Raw genomic sequence first — 15,488 nt, 5'->3', positions numbered from 1 at the left:
TTGCTTACGCATAGCCTGCCAGGACTGACTTATGCACGACATCAAAGCGATCCGCGACAACCCGACAGCCTTCGACGCCGGCCTGAAGCGCCGCGGGTTAGAGGCCCTGTCGCCGTCGCTGCTGGCGATTGACGAGAAGCGGCGGGCGGCGATCCTGGCGTCGGAGAAGGCCCAGGCGCGGCGCAATGCGGCCTCGAAGGAGATCGGCGAGGCCAAGAAGGCAAAGGACGAGGCGCGCGCGGCCAAGCTGATGGCTGAAGTTGCCGAGCTGAAGACCACGATGCCAGAACTCGAGGCGGCGGCGAAGACGGCCGATGAACAGCTGACCAAAGAGCTGTCGTCGATTCCGAACCTGCCGCTCGACGAGGTGCCCGACGGTACCGACGAGCACGGCAACGTCCAGCACCATGTGTACGGCAAGACGCGCGACTACGGCTTTGCGCCGAAGCTGCATGACGATCTCGGCACCGCGCTCGGCTATATGGATTTCGAGGCGGCGGCGAAACTGTCCGGCGCACGTTTCGTCGTGCTGAAGAAGGGGCTGGCGCGGCTCGAGCGCGCGATTGGGCAATTCATGCTCGACCTGCACACCGGCGAGCATGGCTATACCGAGATCAATCCGCCGCTGCTGGTGCGCGACGCCGTGATGTTCGGCACCGGACAGCTGCCGAAATTCGAGGACGACCAGTTCTGGGCGATCAAGGGCGAATTGCTCGCGTCGCCGAATGCCGATCTGCGCAGCGAGCGCCTCGGCCTGATCCCGACCGCCGAAGTCTCGCTGACCAACCTCGCGCGCGAATCCATCCTCGACGAGAAGGAGCTGCCGATGCGGCTCACCGCGCTGACGCCTTGCTTCCGTGCCGAAGCCGGCGCGGCGGGACGCGATACGCGCGGCATGATCCGCCAGCACCAGTTCACAAAGGTCGAGCTGGTGTCGATCACGACGCCGGAAGCCGGCAAGGATGAGCTCGAGCGCATGCTGTCCTGCGCCGAGCAGGTTCTGCAAAAGCTCGACCTGCATTATCGCGTAATGACGCTGTGCGCCGGCGACATGGGCTTCTCCGCGCAGAAGACCTACGACATCGAAGTGTGGATGCCGGGGCAGGGCGATGGCGGCGCCTATCGCGAGATTTCGAGCTGCTCGGTGTGCGGCGATTTCCAGGCCCGTCGCATGGACGCGCGCTATCGCGGCCCCGACGGCAAGCCGCGCTTCGTGCATACGCTGAATGGCTCCGGCACGGCGGTCGGGCGGGCCTTGATCGCCGTCATGGAGACTTATCAGCAGCAGGATGGTTCGATCGCGGTGCCCGATGTGCTGCAGCCCTATATGGGCGGGCTCAAGGTCATCGAGCACGGCATGTGAGGCGAGGGCCAGTGCGATGCCGCTGCACCGTGACATCCACTGGCTAGGTCGACAATGGGCCGTCACGGGCCACGGTCTGCAGCTGATCAATCAGAAGCAGATGGGCTATTACGACATCGAGGCCGCGCGCCTGTGGGACGCGCGCGTGACCGAGGTGCAATCGAAGGCCTGGATCGACAGGCCCGACTTCGACAAGGCGCTGGAGATCGCGCGCGGCAAGTTCGCCCAATTGGCGCCGGCAGATCTGCCGCCACCACCTGCACCGATTGCGTCGCCGCCACCGCCGGTCCGGGCGACGCCGCCGGCCGCGCCGCGCGCGCCGCTTGACGCGACATCGGTGCCCTCGATCGAGGAGCTGCTGGCCAGGCTGAAATCGAAATCGGCTGCGACGGCGCCGGGCGAAGCGCTCGCTCCGGTGCCGCTCAAACCCGAACCGCTCGGGGTTGAGCCTCGGAAGGTCGAGCCGGCGCGGTCCGAGCTCCCCCAAGCGGCTTCGGTCGCCCCCGAACCGTCCAGGGCTGAGTCTCGCGCGTTACAAGCTCCGAAGGCTGAGTCGCTCACGACCGCGCCGGCCAAGGCCGATCCCATCACGGCCGATCCCATCAAGTCCGAGCTCCCCACGTCGGAGCTTCCGAAGCCTCCCGAGCCCGAGCCTCGCCAAACCGCACCAATTGCTCTTGAGCCGGCCAGGCCGGAAGCTCGGAGGGTTGAGCCGCCCAAGGTTGAAGCTCCCAAGGTTGAAGCTCTCAAATCTGAAGCTCCCAAGGTTGAAGCAAAGCCTGAACCTGCCAAGCCTGAACCTGCCAAGCCCGAGCCTCCAAGGTCAGAAGCTGTCGCGTCCCGGGGGCTCGGGGCCGAACTGCGTCAGACCCCACGGGTCAAAGTGCCGGAGGCGCCGCGGCCAACGCCCGTGATCGCGGTTGTTCGGCGGCCGGCCAGAGCAGCCTGGCCGGTGTTCGAGCGCAAGATCGCCGGCAGCGCGCGATTTGTCCGTCCATGGCGCGTGACGTCGGCACGATGGCGCGGGCCATCGCCAGGTTTGCCTCCGCGGCCCTAGCCGGTTAAGACGACAGTCAACTCAAGAAGCCGATACCCGCGCCGAATCGGAACAAAAGGCACTTTGACGGATGCGAATTCTCTGCACCAATGATGACGGCATTCATGCTCCAGGCCTGCAGGTCGTCGAGCAGATCGCACGCGCGTTGTCCGACGACGTCTGGATCGTTGCCCCCGAGCTCGATCAGTCCGGCGTCTCGCATTCGCTGTCGCTCAACGATCCGCTGCGTCTGCGCGAGGTCAGCCCGCGTCACTTCGCGGTGCGCGGCACGCCGACCGATTGCGTCATCATGGGCGCGCGCCACATTCTCGGAGACAAGCTGCCCGATCTCGTGCTGAGCGGCGTCAACAAGGGCCGCAACGTCGCCGAGGACGTGGTCTATTCCGGCACCATCGCCGGCGCGCTCGAAGGCACCATTCTGGGCTTTCCGTCATTCGCGCTGTCGCAGGAATTCTCGATTGAGACGCGCAATGCGCCGCTGTGGGACACCGCGCTGAAATTCGGGCCCGACATCATCCGCAAGGTGATCGGCGCCGGCGTCCCCAGGAACACCGTGATCAACGTCAACTTCCCGTCCTGCATGCCCGATGACGTGAAGGGCATCCGGATCACGCGGCAGGGCAAGCGCAATCAGGGGTTCCTGAAGATCGATCGCCGTCACGACGGACGCGGCAATCCGTATTTCTGGATCGGCTTCGAGCGCGCGGCGATGATGGATGCGCCGGCCGAAGGCACCGATCTCGCCGCGCTTGCGGCGCGCTACGTCTCGGTCACACCGCTGCGGCTCGACCGCACCGATGAAGCATTTTCGGAAACGCTGATTGATACGCTGAAGTAATCCTCGGGGAATCTGTAGCCCGGATGGAGCGAAGCGAAATCCGGAACCCGTATTGTGAAGTCCCCGGATTACGCTTCGCTCCATCCGGGCTACGCGCGCAACTTGCGGCTAGACCGGCGCGCCCTTCATCGCGCTGGAGATCACCTGGGCCAGCGTTTCCAGCTGGAAGGGCTTTTGCAGCGCCGGACGGTCGCGATACTCCGGAGGCAGGCCGGACGAGCCATAGCCGGTCGCGAAGATGAAGGGGCGGTTGCGGGCGTTGATCAGTTCGGCGACCGGGGTGATCACCTTGCCATTGACGTTGACGTCGAGGATCGCGAGGTCGAATTCGGTCGATTGCGCAAGCTTGACCGCTTCGCCGATCTCGCCGGCCTCGGCCGCAACGCTATGGCCGAGTTCCTCCAGCATATCGGCGACCATCATCCGGATCATGACCTCGTCCTCTACGAGGAAAACTGAACAGCCCGCCGGCCGTATCGCTGTCATGATGGAATCCTTGCCCTTCCCTGAATCAGGCTCGCAAATAACATTACAGCGCGCAATGCAAACGTTCGGGAATTGGTCCTTTTCCGGCGCGCCACAGCGTTTTCCGCATCTCGCTGGCGGGCTTTGCTGCGCAAGATTTGCCCAACAGCCAACGAGGTGTGTTGGCCCTACGAGCGCCCTGATCTGCGCCACCCAGACGTTAACTGCGCATCGCCGCCAATTATATGTGAGGGGGCCGGGCCGGCGCCAATGCCAAATCTGGCGATGGTTCCTGGCCGGGAACAAAACGCGACGGGAAATTTTTCCTTAACGCGGTATTTCGGATTTCAATGGCATCTAGTGTCCCGAATCCGAAGTTCGCATCATTTGCCGCACCTTCGGAGCGAACTTCGGATTCGATAAGGACACTAGCAAACTTATGATTCTAGTGTGCTTTATGAATGCGAAGTTCGTGAAAGTGGCTGCCGCGAAATCGCACGAACTTCGCATTCAGCACACTAGAGGGCAAGATTCCGCGCTGCCGCCCAGAGACGCTGATGAACATGGCCGTGAACCCCGATCCGACCGAGAAAATGATGTTTCAGCTGACCCTGCGGCGGCGTGGGGTGAGCGATCAGGCGGTGCTGCGTACGATGGAGGAGGTGCCGCGCGAGGTCTTCGTCGATCCGCGCGATCGTAACGAGGCCTATCGCGACAGCGCGCTTGCGATCGCCTGTGGGCAGACCATCAGCCAGCCTTTCGTCGTGGCCTACATGACCGAGCAGTTGAAACTGCAGAAGGACCATCGCGTGCTCGAAATCGGCACCGGCTCGGGCTATCAGGCGGCCGTGCTGTCCCGGTTGTGCAAGCAGGTGCTGACCATCGAGCGCTACCGGACGCTGGCCGACGGCGCCCGCAAGCGCCTCGAAAAGCTGGGTTATTACAATATCGAGGTGCTGCTCGGGGACGGCTTCGACGTTCCGGCTGGGGCAGGCGACTTCGACCGCATCATCGTCACCGCGGCGATGGAGCAGATCCCGGAGAAGCTCTTGGAGCGGCTCGAACCCGGCGGCATCCTGATCGCCCCGGTCGGGCCGCATCAGGGTATCCAGACCCTCGTCCGCGTGGTGCGGACCGAGAACCGCTTCGACCGCAAGGAATTGGTCGACGTCCGCTTTGTGCCGGCGTTGCCGGGAATCGCGCGCGAATTGTAAATTTGGCGATTTGCTGCTTGGCACCAACGCCTTATTCGCAGGGTTAAGCGGTTATTTACTCGGTACGTGTTTACTCAAAACAGTCTTTTGTTGCGTACGAGTGAGTAACCATGTCTGGGGTTGTTGAGTTGCTTCGCTCGCGTCGCGTACCGCAGGTTGCGGTGCTGACGCTGATGTCCATGGCTTTTGCCGGTTGCAGCGCCGATATGTCGTCGCGCTTCTCGCAAAACTCCTACTCGCAAAATCCGTTTGCGTTTGATCCGCAGCCGACCGGCACCGTGCAGCAGGCGCCGCCGCCGCGCGAGTTGCCGCAATACGCGCGGCCGCGAACGCAACCGCAGTATTCGCAATACCAGTCACAGCCGTTGCCGCCGCCGGTCGCAGCGGCGCCGCAGTCCTATCCGGTCGCCAATGGCAATGCCGGCGTCTCCGGAGGAGGGCGCGGGGTCTCGTCCTACACGCCGCCGCCCGCGCGTCCGCAGATCGAATCCACCGGCACCGTTCCGCATTCGGTCGCCGCAGCCCCTGCCGGGCACAACGGCACCACCATCATCGTCGGCACCAGCGATACGCTGGAAGTGCTGGCACGCCGCTACAACGTCTCGACCGCCGAGATCCTGCGCGCCAACGGCTACAAGGGACCGCGCGCGCTGTCGCCCGGCCAGCAGCTGGTCATTCCGCGTCCGACCGCATCGGCCGCGGCGCCGGCAATGGCCGCACCGGCCGCGCGCCCTGTCGCCGTGGCAGCCGCGCCCGCCGGCGTCCACTATGTCAATCGCGGCGACACGCTGCACAGCATCGCGCGTCAGCACCACATCCCGGTGGCCGAGCTCGCCCGCGCCAACAACCTCGACCAGTCGGCCCGGCTGAGCCTCGGCATGAAGCTCGTGGTGCCCGGCGCCAAGACGGCGATGGCGGCACCCGCGCCCGTTGCGCAACCTGTTGCCGCCGCGCCGGTTGCTGCCGTGGCTCCGGCGCCGGCGGTCGCGGCCCCGAAGGTTGTTGCAACCGCGTTGCCGCAGCAGAGCGCGCGGCTGGTCCAGCCAACCGCGACGGTCGAGCAGCCGGCGGCCGCCGCTGAAGCGCCCGTCGTCACCAAGTCGAGCGAGGCCACCGGCGCGTTGCCGACCTTCCGCTGGCCGGTGCGCGGCAAGGTCATCACCGCCTACGGCTCGAAGACCAACGGCAAGGTCAATGACGGCATCAACGTCGCGGTGCCCGAGGGCACGCCGGTGAAAGCGGCCGAAGACGGCGTCGTCGCCTATTCGGGCAATGAGCTGAAGGGCTACGGCAATCTCGTGCTGGTTCGCCATTCCAACGGCTACGTCACAGCCTACGCCCATGCGAGCGAAATCCTGGTGAAGCGCGGCGATACCATCAAGCGCGGTCAGGTAATTGCCAAGTCGGGCCAGTCCGGCGAGGCGGGTTCGCCGCAGCTCCACTTCGAGATCCGCAAGGGATCGTCGCCGGTCGATCCGCTCCAGTTCCTCAACGGCGCGTAAGCTACGCGTCGGGACTTCAAGGGACTTCCAAGTCTCACAACAAAGACAGCGGGGGAGGCGCAAGCATCCCCCGTTTTGTTTTGACGATTGCAGCGACGATTACTTGCCGCTCAGCCGCGTAGCCCGGATGGAGTGAAGCGAAATCCGGGAGCTCACCCGCGGCGTGCACCGATCCCGGATTGCGCTGCGCTTCATCCGGGCTACACAGGCGATGACGGGAGGGCTATGCCTCCCATTTCCTGTTAATTGCCACTAAGCCGCACGCCGAGCCGGCCTGCGAGTTCCTGCGTGTACTGCCAGGCGACGCGGCCCGAGCGCGAGCCGCGGGTGGTCGACCATTCGAGCGCCTCGCGCTCGAGTTCGTCCTCGGCGATCTTGATGCCGTAATGGTCACAATAGCCCCTCACCATCGCGAGGTATTCGTCCTGGCTGCAGCGGTGGAAGCCGAGCCAGAGGCCGAAGCGGTCCGACAGCGACACCTTTTCCTCGACCGCTTCGCCGGGATTGATCGCGGTCGAGCGTTCGTTCTCGATCATCTCGCGCGCCAGCAGATGCCGCCGGTTCGAGGTCGCATAGAGGATGACGTTGTCGGGGCGCCCCTCGATGCCGCCTTCCAGCACCGCCTTCAGCGACTTGTACGAGGCATCGTTGCCGTCGAAGGAGAGGTCATCGCAGAACACGATGAAGCGGAAGGAGGAGCTGCGCAGCAGCTCCATCAGGCCGGGCAGGCTCTCGATGTCCTCGCGGTGGATCTCGATCAGCTTCAGCCGGTCGGCCGGCTTGCGGTCGAGATTGATGCTGGCATGGGTGGCCTTGACCAGCGACGACTTGCCCATGCCGCGGGCGCCCCAGAGCAGCGCATTGTTGGCGGGCAGGCCGTCGGCGAAGCGCTCGGTGTTCTCCATCAGGATATCGCGCATCCGATCGACGCCCTTGAGCAGGCCGATCTCGACGCGGCTGACGCGCGGCACCGGGGCGAGGCGCCCGTCCGGATGCCAGACGAAGGCGTCCGCGGCGCCGAAGGTCTCGGCCGGATCGAGGGCCGGGGAGGCGTCCGCGAGGCGGCTGGCGATGACCTCCAGGGCGTTCGCGATCCGCTCGGCCGCTGCGCCGTCGAGCGCCGTTACCGGGCGTTTTGTCGCGGCGTTTTCAGCGCGCTTGGCAGCAGCCTTGGGGGTGGTTTTGCGGGTTGTTTTACTGGTCGTTTTCTTGGCTTTTTTCGGCATTTGTCCAGTTCCTGACGGCGCAGCCTTATCGGGCTGGCGGCGGTCCCGCAAGCGCCCTAAATGAAGGTCCGTTAACGTTGCAATTGGGACCGCGGCCGCTATAGTCCGCGCGAATTTGTCCGGACCGCCATACCGCCCCGAATCCGAGGCCGCTGCCGGTTCTTTCCCGTCTTATCCGAGGATCGTCCGAATGCTGATTACTCCTGCGTTTGCCCAGGCTGGAGCGACTGGTGACACCAACAGCATGTTGATGTCGCTGCTGCCATTCGCGCTGATCTTCGTCATCATGTACTTCCTGATTCTGCGCCCGCAGCAGAAGAAGGTGCGCGACCATGCGGACCTCGTGAAGAACATCCGCCGCGGCGACACCGTGGTGACCTCGGGCGGCCTGGTCGGCAAGGTGACCAAGGTGGTCGACGACGACCAGATCGAGTTCGAGATTTCGGACGGCGTTCGCGTGCGCCAGATGCGCCAGATGATCTCTGGTGTGCGTACCAAGGGTGAGCCGGCGAAGGGCGACGCCAAGGACGAGGCGTCCGCGAGCTGATTGCCGCGGCGCCTTTTTGGAATCTGACGGGTCAACTCGATGTTGTATTTCACGCGGTGGCGAGCGCTGGGGATTATCCTGACAGCGCTGGTGGTCTGCCTGTGCGCCGTGCCCAATTTCTTCCCCGAAGCGCAGGTGAAGACCTGGCCGGCCTGGGCGCAGCGGCGCCTGGTCCTCGGCCTCGATTTGCAGGGCGGCTCCTATCTGCTGCTCGAAGTCGACTCCAACTACGTGAAGAAGGAGAAGCTCGACCAGATCCGCGACGATGTCCGGAAGGTGCTTCGTGAAGCCAAGATCGGCTACACCGGCCTCAACACGCGTAACGACGCGGTGGAAGTCCGCATCTCCAAGGAAGGCGACCAGGCGACGGCGTTGTCGAAGCTCCGCGAGCTGTCGCAGCCGCTCGGCGGCCTGCTCGGCTCCAGCGGCCAGCGCAGCCTCGAGGTTGCCGATGCCGGCGGCGGCCTGATCCGTCTGAGGGTCCCGCAGGCCGCGATCACCGAGCGCATCCGGCAGACCATCGAGCAATCGATCCAGATCGTCGAACGGCGCGTCAACGAGCTCGGCACGGTCGAGCCGGTGATCCAGCGTCAGGGCACCGACCGCATCCTGGTCCAGGTGCCGGGCCTGCAGGATCCGACGCGCCTGAAGGAGCTGCTCGGCAAGACCGCCAAGATGGAATTCCGCATGGTCGACAGCTCGGTGTCGCCGGACCAGGCCCAGCAGGGCCGCCTGCCACCGGACTCCGAGCTCTTGATGAGCGCGTCACCGCCGCCGGTTCCGTATGTCGTCAAGAAACAGGTTCTGGTTTCCGGAGGCGAGCTCTCCGATGCCCAGCCCGGCTTTGACCAGCGCACCGGCGAGGCGATCGTCAGCTTCAAGTTCAATACGTCGGGAGCGCGCAAATTTGCGCAGGCGACCGCCGAAAACGTCGGCCAGCCGTTTGCGATCGTGCTCGACAACAAGGTGATCTCGGCACCCGTGATCCGTGAGCCGATCACCGGCGGACAGGGCCAGATCTCCGGCAGCTTCACCGTGCAGTCGGCCAACGATCTGGCGATCCTGATGCGTGCCGGCGCGCTGCCGGCGCCGCTGACCGTGATCGAAGAGCGTACCGTCGGTCCCGGCCTCGGGCAGGACTCGATCGAGAAGGGCGAACTCGCGGCCTATGTCGGCTCGATCCTGGTCATCGTGTTCATGCTGATCACCTATCGGCTGTTCGGCGTGTTCGCCAACATCGCGGTGGCGATCAACGTCGCCATGATTTTCGGACTGCTGTCGCTGCTCAACGCCACGCTGACGTTGCCGGGCATCGCCGGCATCGTGCTGACCGTCGGCATCGCGGTCGACTCCAACGTGCTGATCTACGAGCGCATCCGCGAGGAATTGCGCGGCGGCCGCAACGCGATCTCGGCGATCGACGCCGGCTTCAAGCGGGCATTGGCGACCATCCTCGACTCCAACATCACCACCTTCATCGCCGCCGCCGTGCTGTTCTACATCGGCACCGGACCGGTCCGCGGCTTTGCCGTGACGCTCGGCATCGGCATCATCACCACGGTGTTCACCGCCTTTACCCTGACGCGCCTGATCGTCGCCGGCTGGGTGCGGTGGAAGCGGCCGCAAACCGTGCCGATCTGAGAGGCCTGTTGTGACCCATACCGTTCTCATTGGCCTTGGCATCCTGATCGCCGTCCTGACCGTGGTCGCGGCGCTCGGCCTGCTGCCGCCGCTGCGCATCGTGCCGGACGACACGCATTTCGATTTCACCCGCTTTCGCCGCATCAGCTTCCCGATCTCGGCGCTGCTCTCGATCCTTGCCATCACGCTGTTCTTCACCCACGGCCTGAATTTCGGCATCGACTTCAAGGGCGGCACGCTGCTGGAGGTGCAGGCGAAATCCGGCACCGCCGACATCGCCGCGATGCGCACCACCTTGAACGGCCTTGGCCTCGGCGAGGTGCAGCTTCAGCAGTTCGGCGGTCCGGCGGAAGTCCTGATCCGCGTCGCCGAGCAGCCCGGCGGCGACAAGGCGCAGCAGGATGCGGTGACGAAAGTGCGCGGCGCGCTCGGCGAATCCGTCGATTACCGTCGCGTCGAGGTGGTGGGACCGCGCGTCTCCGGCGAACTGCTGGCCTACGGCATGATCGGCCTGATGTTCGCGATCATGGGCATCCTGATCTACCTTTGGTTCCGGTTCGAATGGCAGTTCGCGCTCGGCGCCATGATCGCCAACGTCCACGACATCGTGCTCACGATCGGCTTCATGTCGATCACCCAGGTCGATTTCGACCTCACCAGCATCGCGGCGCTGCTGACGATTCTCGGTTATTCGCTCAACGATACCGTTGTCATCTACGACCGTATCCGCGAGATGCTGCGGCGCTACAAGAAGATGCCGATGCCGCAGCTGCTGAACGAATCGATCAATTCGACGCTGTCGCGCTCGATCATCACCCACGTCACCGTGACGCTGGCTTTGCTCGCGCTGCTGCTGTTCGGCGGCCAGGCGATCCACAGCTTCACCGCGGTCATGATGTTCGGCGTGGTGCTGGTCGGCACCTACACATCGATCTTTATCGCGGCGCCGATTTTGATCTATCTCGGTGTTCACACCACGCGGGGTGGAGACGCGGCGCAGGACGCGCCGGCCAAGAAGCCGGACACGGCGGCAGCCAAGAAGTAGCCGGTCATGAGCAACTCCTCGGACGCTCCCCATCTTCCGAGGTCGGCGCCGATCGAGGCCTACGGCAAGGGCGGCTTCGCGTTTGCCGATATGTCGCACCGCGGCTCGCTCTTGTGCCTGCCTGACTCGATCTGGGCCTGGCCGGTCACCAGGCCGCAGGAGATCGACGAATACTCGCTGCAAAAGGTGTTCGCGGCCGCCAATGCGATCGACACGCTGATCGTCGGCACCGGCACCGACGTCTGGGTCCCGCCAAAGGGCCTGCGCGAGGCCCTGCGGGCCGTGCAGGTGGTGCTCGATCCGATGCAGACGGGACCCGCGATCCGCACCTACAACATCATGCTGGGCGAGCGGCGTCGCGTCGCGGCGGCGCTGATCGCGGTGCCATGAGCGCGACAGAGGCACCGAAGGACGGCGCGGCCTTCTGCGCCGATCTGGTGCGGAGCCATGACTTCGTACGCTACGCGTCGACCCTGTTCTTGCCGGGTCCGGAACGGCGGGCGATGCTTGCGATCTATGCCTTCAACATCGAGGTCTCGCGCGTGCACGAGCAGGTCAGCCAGCCGCTGCCCGGCGAGATGCGGCTGCAATGGTGGACCGACATGCTGGCCGGTGCGGGCCATGGCGGCGTCGAGGGCAATCCGGTCGCGGCAGAACTGCTGCACACGATCCGAAATCACCGTCTGCCGGTCTCGCCATTCTCGCAGCTGGTCGAGGAGCACCAGTTCGATCTCTACAACGACCCGATGCCGTCGCTGGCCGCGCTCGAGGGCTATCTCGACGCCACGGCCTCAGTGCTGTTCTCGCAGGCTACGCGCGTGGTGGCGCGACCGTCGGAGGCGATTGATCACCTGGCCCGTCATGCGGGTCTTGCCCAGGGCATGGCGCAGGTCATCGCTTCGTTCGGACGCGACGCCTCACGGCATCAGCTGTTTCTGCCGTTACAGCTGCTGCAGCAGCACGGCGGCAGCAAGGAGGAGGTGTTTGCCGGCAAGGTGACGCCGAACATCCGTGCCGCCATCGATCAGCTTGCGGATGAGGCCCAGGGCCATCTCAAGACCGCATTCGGGCTGCTTGCGGATGTCCCGTCCGGCGTGAGGCCGATCTTCCTGCCGCTCGCCCATGTCAGGCGCGAGCTGAACCGGGCGAGGAGGGACGACTACGACCCGTTCCTGCCGAAGCCGGTTTCACGCCTGCGCACACTCTGGACGTTGTGGCGAGCCGCGCGCACGGAGGAGTTCGGTCGCTAGCTTTGCTCCTTCGAGATGTGCTTGGTGAAGATCCGGATCGTTCTGCCCTTGACCATCGGGCCGCTGTCATAGATGTCGGATGCGATCTGTTCGACCGCGTCGCGCAGCGCAACGAACTGGGCTTGCCGCGCCATGCTCGCCGTTCCACGCGTGCCGGCCAACTCGTCCAGTGCGGCGTCGCTGATCTGGCATTCGATTTCCTGGTCGCCGTTCATCATGGTGAATCCGAACGCCAGTCGTTCGGAATTGTATCCCCCGATCCGGCCACGGGTGAGTGGCATTAAACTTGTCCCTTGAGCGCGCTACCCCTCGCAAAGAGTGAAGCTTCGCGCCACGTTTGTCGAGGGCCACGCGCCGACAAGCGCGCTCTAACCCGCCGGCCGGTCCATCTCGGCGACTTCAAAATTGAAGCGGTCGCGCAAATTCTTGCGTTGCTCGAGGATGTCCTTGAGGAACTCGCGATCGGCGTCGCTGCGCATCATCGGTTCGATCAGGTCGATCTGGTTCATGGCGACGAGCTGCAGGATTTCGGTGCGCGGCTTGCCGGCGGCATCGCGCGGCAGCGCGTGCACGATCTGGATGTGTTCGGGCGGCTTGACGCCCCTGGCCGCGGTAAGCTCGTTGCGCAGCGTCTTTTCCAGCGCGGACTGGTCCGCCTCGACGAAGGCGTAGAGTCCGACGCCGACGCGCCGGTCGGCAAAGGCGACGATCGCGGTGTCGCGCACCTGCGGATTCTTGCGGATCAGATCGATCAATACCGGGGCGTCGTTGACCAGCCTCCGGCCGCCGCCTTCGCGGTCGGTGAAATTGAAGATGCCGCGCGTGATCGCCTGATAGACCTTCTTGCCGGTCTTGAGCCAGATGCTGGCGACCGCGGACTTCTTTGCGAGCACCTTGCGCTCTTTCGGCGTCAACGCCTCCGGCGCGTAGCTGCGCTTGTGCTTCAACAGATGCCGCAGATCCTCATAGGCGGCGATGCGGAACAGTCGGCTGCGGGTCTTGAAGCAGGCGGCAAGCTGGAAGTCGGTGAGGTAGGCGCGGCCATCGCGGCCGACCAGCCAGTTCTGCTCCTTGGCGAGATCGTTGTGGCAGATGCCGGCGCGATGCAGCTTGCGCAACGCGGCCTTGGCGGAACGAAAATAGGCGACGTCGCCGTGCGGCTTCGCCAGATGCAGCGCCGCGCCGTCGATGAAGCCACGGACCAGCGCGCGACGGCCGGCCCACAACAGCTTCGGCCCGACGTCGAGGTCGCGCGCCAAGGTCAGCGCGCGGCGCTCGCGGGAGAACAGATGCAGCGCCAGGGCGAACGACCAGAACGGCACCTGATCGAGCCGGCGCAGCACGCCGTCGACCTCGCCGTCATCGGCGCGGAAGCGGCCGCGCTCGACGGTCGAGAACACGTCGCGCTTGAGCAGCACGCCCTGGCTCCACCGCACCGACAGGGTGGCGTCATCGTCTTTCGGCAAGCTCATGACTGTCAGGCCGCTGCCGCAACGCGCAGATGCTCTGCGATCCAGTGGTCGAGATCGGCGAGCGCGCGCGCGCTGATCGCCTGCTTTTTGGCGACGGTCTTCTCGTTGCCGCGCAGCCGCGAGCCGTCCGGCTTCTTGGTCGGCGCACTGGCCAGCGGCGGGAACAGACCGAAATTGATGTTCATCGGCTGGAACGAGCGCGAACCGGCCTCGATCGTTTCGATGTGGCCACCGGTGATGTGGCCGAGCAGCGCGCCGAGCGCGGTCGTCGCCGGCGGCGGCGTCAGCGCGGCACCGCGCATGTCGGCGGCGGCACAAAGGCCGGCGATCAGGCCGACGCTGGCCGACTCGACGTAACCCTCGCAGCCTGTCATCTGCCCGGCGAAGCGCAGCCGCGGCTGCGCGCGCAGACGCAGCTGACCGTCGAGCAGCTTCGGCGAATTCAGGAAGGTGTTGCGATGCAGGCCGCCGAGGCGGGCGAACTCCGCGTTCTCGAGGCCGGGGATCGTGCGGAACACGCGCTGCTGCGCGCCGTGCTTCAGCTTGGTCTGGAAGCCGACGATGTTGTAGAGCGTGCCGAGCTTGTTGTCCTGCCGCAGCTGGACGATCGCATACGGCTTGACCGTCGGGTTATGCGGATTGGTCAATCCCACCGGCTTCATCGGCCCGTGGCGCAGCGTCTCGTGACCGCGCTCGGCCATCACCTCGACCGGCAGGCAGCCGTCGAAATAGGGCGTGTTGGTCTCCCAGTCCTTGAAGTCGACCTTCTCGCCGTCGAGCAGCGCCGCGACGAAGGCGTCATACTGCTCCTTCGTCATCGGGCAGTTGATGTAGTCGGCGCCGGTGCCGCCGGGGCCGACCTTGTCGTAGCGCGACTGAAACCAGGCCACCGACATGTCGATGGAATCCTTGTGCACGATCGGCGCGATCGCGTCGAAGAATGCCAGCGCGCTCTCGTCGGTCAGAAGCCTGATGGCGTCGGCAAGCGGTGCCGAGGTGAGGGGGCCGGTCGCGACGATGACGTTGCTCCAGTCGGCCGGCGGCAGCCCTGCGACTTCCTCGCGGCTGATCTCGATCAGCGGATGTTCGTTGAGCACCTTGGTGACGGCGGCCGAAAAGCCGTCGCGGTCGACCGCCAGCGCCCCGCCGGCGGGCACCTGGTTGGCGTCGGCCGAGCGCATGATCAGGGAGCCCAGCCGCCGCATCTCGGCGTGCAGCAGCCCGACCGCGTTGTTGGCGGCATCGTCGGAGCGGAAGGAGTTCGAGCAGACCAGTTCGGCGCAGCCTTCGGTCCGATGCGCCTCGGTCATCCGGTGCGGGCGCATTTCGTGCAGCACGGCGCGGACGCCGGCATTGGCGACCTGCCAGGCGGCTTCCGAGCCGGCGAGCCCCGCGCCCACGATGTGCACGGGTTGGGAAGGGGATTGATGCGGTGTCATCGCGCAGCGTTAGCGCGTTTTGATCTCATATGCATCTGAAACCGCACCACAAACGACAACGCCCGCTGTGGAGGCGGGCGTTATCCGTTTAGCAGATGGCTTGCGGCCGATTAGCCGTTGTAGGTGCCGGCGGCAACGCGCGGAATGTCCGAGCGGTCGAGGCCGATATCGGCGAGTTCGCGATCGCTGAGCTGGGACAGTTCGCTGACATTGCGCTGATAATCCCGGAAAGCCTGGATCATGCGGATGAGCGAGAGCAACATGGTAGTCTCCTAGTAATTCAGATTCAGCTTTTCAAAAGCCTCATCGTTGAAGTGAATATAGATGATATAGTGCAGTGCGGTAGTTCCGATGTTGCGATGCAGCTAAGCTCAAAACGCATAGCGGCGGTAAGTTCCGGTTAACCGTTTGGCGCATCGAGCCAGGTCC

Annotated in this window: 16 protein-coding genes; 10 read left to right on the top strand and 6 right to left on the bottom strand. The window is 64.9% G+C overall.

What is annotated here, in order from left to right:
* Window positions 1-31 precede the first annotated feature (31 nt).
* The 3 genes from serS (at window position 32) to surE (ending at window position 3,258) form a co-directional block, all read left to right on the top strand.
* Window positions 32-1,363: a serine--tRNA ligase gene (gene serS / locus J2R76_RS07940; protein ID WP_141340436.1), complete on the top strand. Its 1,332-nt coding sequence runs from the start codon at window positions 32-34 to the stop codon at window positions 1,361-1,363.
* Window positions 1,364-1,379: 16 nt separating this feature from the next.
* On the top strand, window positions 1,380-2,420 hold the full coding sequence (locus J2R76_RS07935; RefSeq protein ID WP_141340435.1) for a hypothetical protein: 1,041 nt from the start codon (window positions 1,380-1,382) through the stop codon (window positions 2,418-2,420).
* A 70-nt stretch (window positions 2,421-2,490) separates the two neighbouring features.
* A complete protein-coding gene (surE, locus tag J2R76_RS07930) occupies window positions 2,491-3,258 on the top strand; it encodes a 5'/3'-nucleotidase SurE (RefSeq protein ID WP_028332131.1) in 768 nt (255 codons plus the stop codon).
* Window positions 3,259-3,366: 108 nt separating this feature from the next.
* Here surE and J2R76_RS07925 read toward each other — a convergent pair whose 3' ends face one another.
* Entirely contained in the window at window positions 3,367-3,744 is a 378-nt protein-coding gene (locus J2R76_RS07925) for a response regulator (protein ID WP_026192734.1), read from the bottom strand.
* Between the two features lie 536 nt (window positions 3,745-4,280).
* Here J2R76_RS07925 and J2R76_RS07920 point away from each other — a divergent pair.
* The gene (locus tag J2R76_RS07920) at window positions 4,281-4,937 is read left to right on the top strand and encodes a protein-L-isoaspartate(D-aspartate) O-methyltransferase (RefSeq protein WP_057018533.1); all 657 of its coding nucleotides are present in this window, start codon (window positions 4,281-4,283) and stop codon (window positions 4,935-4,937) included.
* Window positions 4,938-5,047: 110 nt separating this feature from the next.
* Window positions 5,048-6,439: a LysM peptidoglycan-binding domain-containing M23 family metallopeptidase gene (locus J2R76_RS07915; protein WP_076828627.1), complete on the top strand. Its 1,392-nt coding sequence runs from the start codon at window positions 5,048-5,050 to the stop codon at window positions 6,437-6,439.
* 242 nt (window positions 6,440-6,681) lie between these two features.
* Here the strand turns inward: J2R76_RS07915 and J2R76_RS07910 are convergent, their stop codons facing one another.
* On the bottom strand, window positions 6,682-7,665 hold the full coding sequence (locus J2R76_RS07910; protein WP_141340434.1) for an ATP-binding protein: 984 nt from the start codon (window positions 7,663-7,665) through the stop codon (window positions 6,682-6,684).
* Window positions 7,666-7,855: 190 nt separating this feature from the next.
* Between J2R76_RS07910 and yajC the strand changes: the two genes are divergently transcribed.
* The 5 genes from yajC to J2R76_RS07885 are packed head-to-tail and all read left to right on the top strand — an operon-like array spanning window position 7,856 to window position 12,148.
* Window positions 7,856-8,212: a preprotein translocase subunit YajC gene (yajC, locus tag J2R76_RS07905; protein ID WP_026192737.1), complete on the top strand. Its 357-nt coding sequence runs from the start codon at window positions 7,856-7,858 to the stop codon at window positions 8,210-8,212.
* Between the two features lie 39 nt (window positions 8,213-8,251).
* Entirely contained in the window at window positions 8,252-9,853 is a 1,602-nt protein-coding gene (gene secD, locus J2R76_RS07900; RefSeq protein ID WP_141340433.1) for a protein translocase subunit SecD, read from the top strand.
* A gap of 10 nt (window positions 9,854-9,863) precedes the next feature.
* Window positions 9,864-10,898: a protein translocase subunit SecF gene (gene secF, locus J2R76_RS07895; RefSeq protein ID WP_141340432.1), complete on the top strand. Its 1,035-nt coding sequence runs from the start codon at window positions 9,864-9,866 to the stop codon at window positions 10,896-10,898.
* Between the two features lie 6 nt (window positions 10,899-10,904).
* Window positions 10,905-11,288: an Mth938-like domain-containing protein gene (locus tag J2R76_RS07890; RefSeq protein ID WP_141340431.1), complete on the top strand. Its 384-nt coding sequence runs from the start codon at window positions 10,905-10,907 to the stop codon at window positions 11,286-11,288.
* Window positions 11,285-12,148, top strand: a complete 864-nt coding sequence (locus J2R76_RS07885; RefSeq protein ID WP_141340430.1) for a phytoene/squalene synthase family protein — start codon at window positions 11,285-11,287, stop codon at window positions 12,146-12,148. The genes J2R76_RS07890 and J2R76_RS07885 overlap by 4 nt, the downstream gene beginning before the upstream one ends.
* Here J2R76_RS07885 and J2R76_RS07880 read toward each other — a convergent pair.
* The 4 genes from J2R76_RS07880 to J2R76_RS07865 form a co-directional block, all read right to left on the bottom strand.
* Window positions 12,145-12,429 (bottom strand): DUF1488 family protein, encoded by a 285-nt coding sequence (locus J2R76_RS07880; protein ID WP_141340429.1) that lies wholly within the window; start codon window positions 12,427-12,429, stop codon window positions 12,145-12,147. The genes J2R76_RS07885 and J2R76_RS07880 overlap by 4 nt on opposite strands.
* A gap of 87 nt (window positions 12,430-12,516) precedes the next feature.
* On the bottom strand, window positions 12,517-13,620 hold the full coding sequence (locus tag J2R76_RS07875; protein WP_141340428.1) for a serine/threonine protein kinase: 1,104 nt from the start codon (window positions 13,618-13,620) through the stop codon (window positions 12,517-12,519).
* Between the two features lie 5 nt (window positions 13,621-13,625).
* Window positions 13,626-15,059 (bottom strand): methylenetetrahydrofolate--tRNA-(uracil(54)-C(5))-methyltransferase (FADH(2)-oxidizing) TrmFO, encoded by a 1,434-nt coding sequence (gene trmFO / locus J2R76_RS07870; protein WP_141340427.1) that lies wholly within the window; start codon window positions 15,057-15,059, stop codon window positions 13,626-13,628.
* Between the two features lie 110 nt (window positions 15,060-15,169).
* Window positions 15,170-15,322: a DUF1127 domain-containing protein gene (locus J2R76_RS07865; protein WP_016846063.1), complete on the bottom strand. Its 153-nt coding sequence runs from the start codon at window positions 15,320-15,322 to the stop codon at window positions 15,170-15,172.
* Between the last annotated feature and the right edge of the window lie 166 nt (window positions 15,323-15,488).

It is taken from the genome of Bradyrhizobium sp. USDA 4532, from assembly GCF_024171315.1.
Taxonomy (GTDB): domain Bacteria; phylum Pseudomonadota; class Alphaproteobacteria; order Rhizobiales; family Xanthobacteraceae; genus Bradyrhizobium; species Bradyrhizobium australafricanum.
This window is presented reverse-complemented; position numbering and strand designations above follow the sequence as displayed.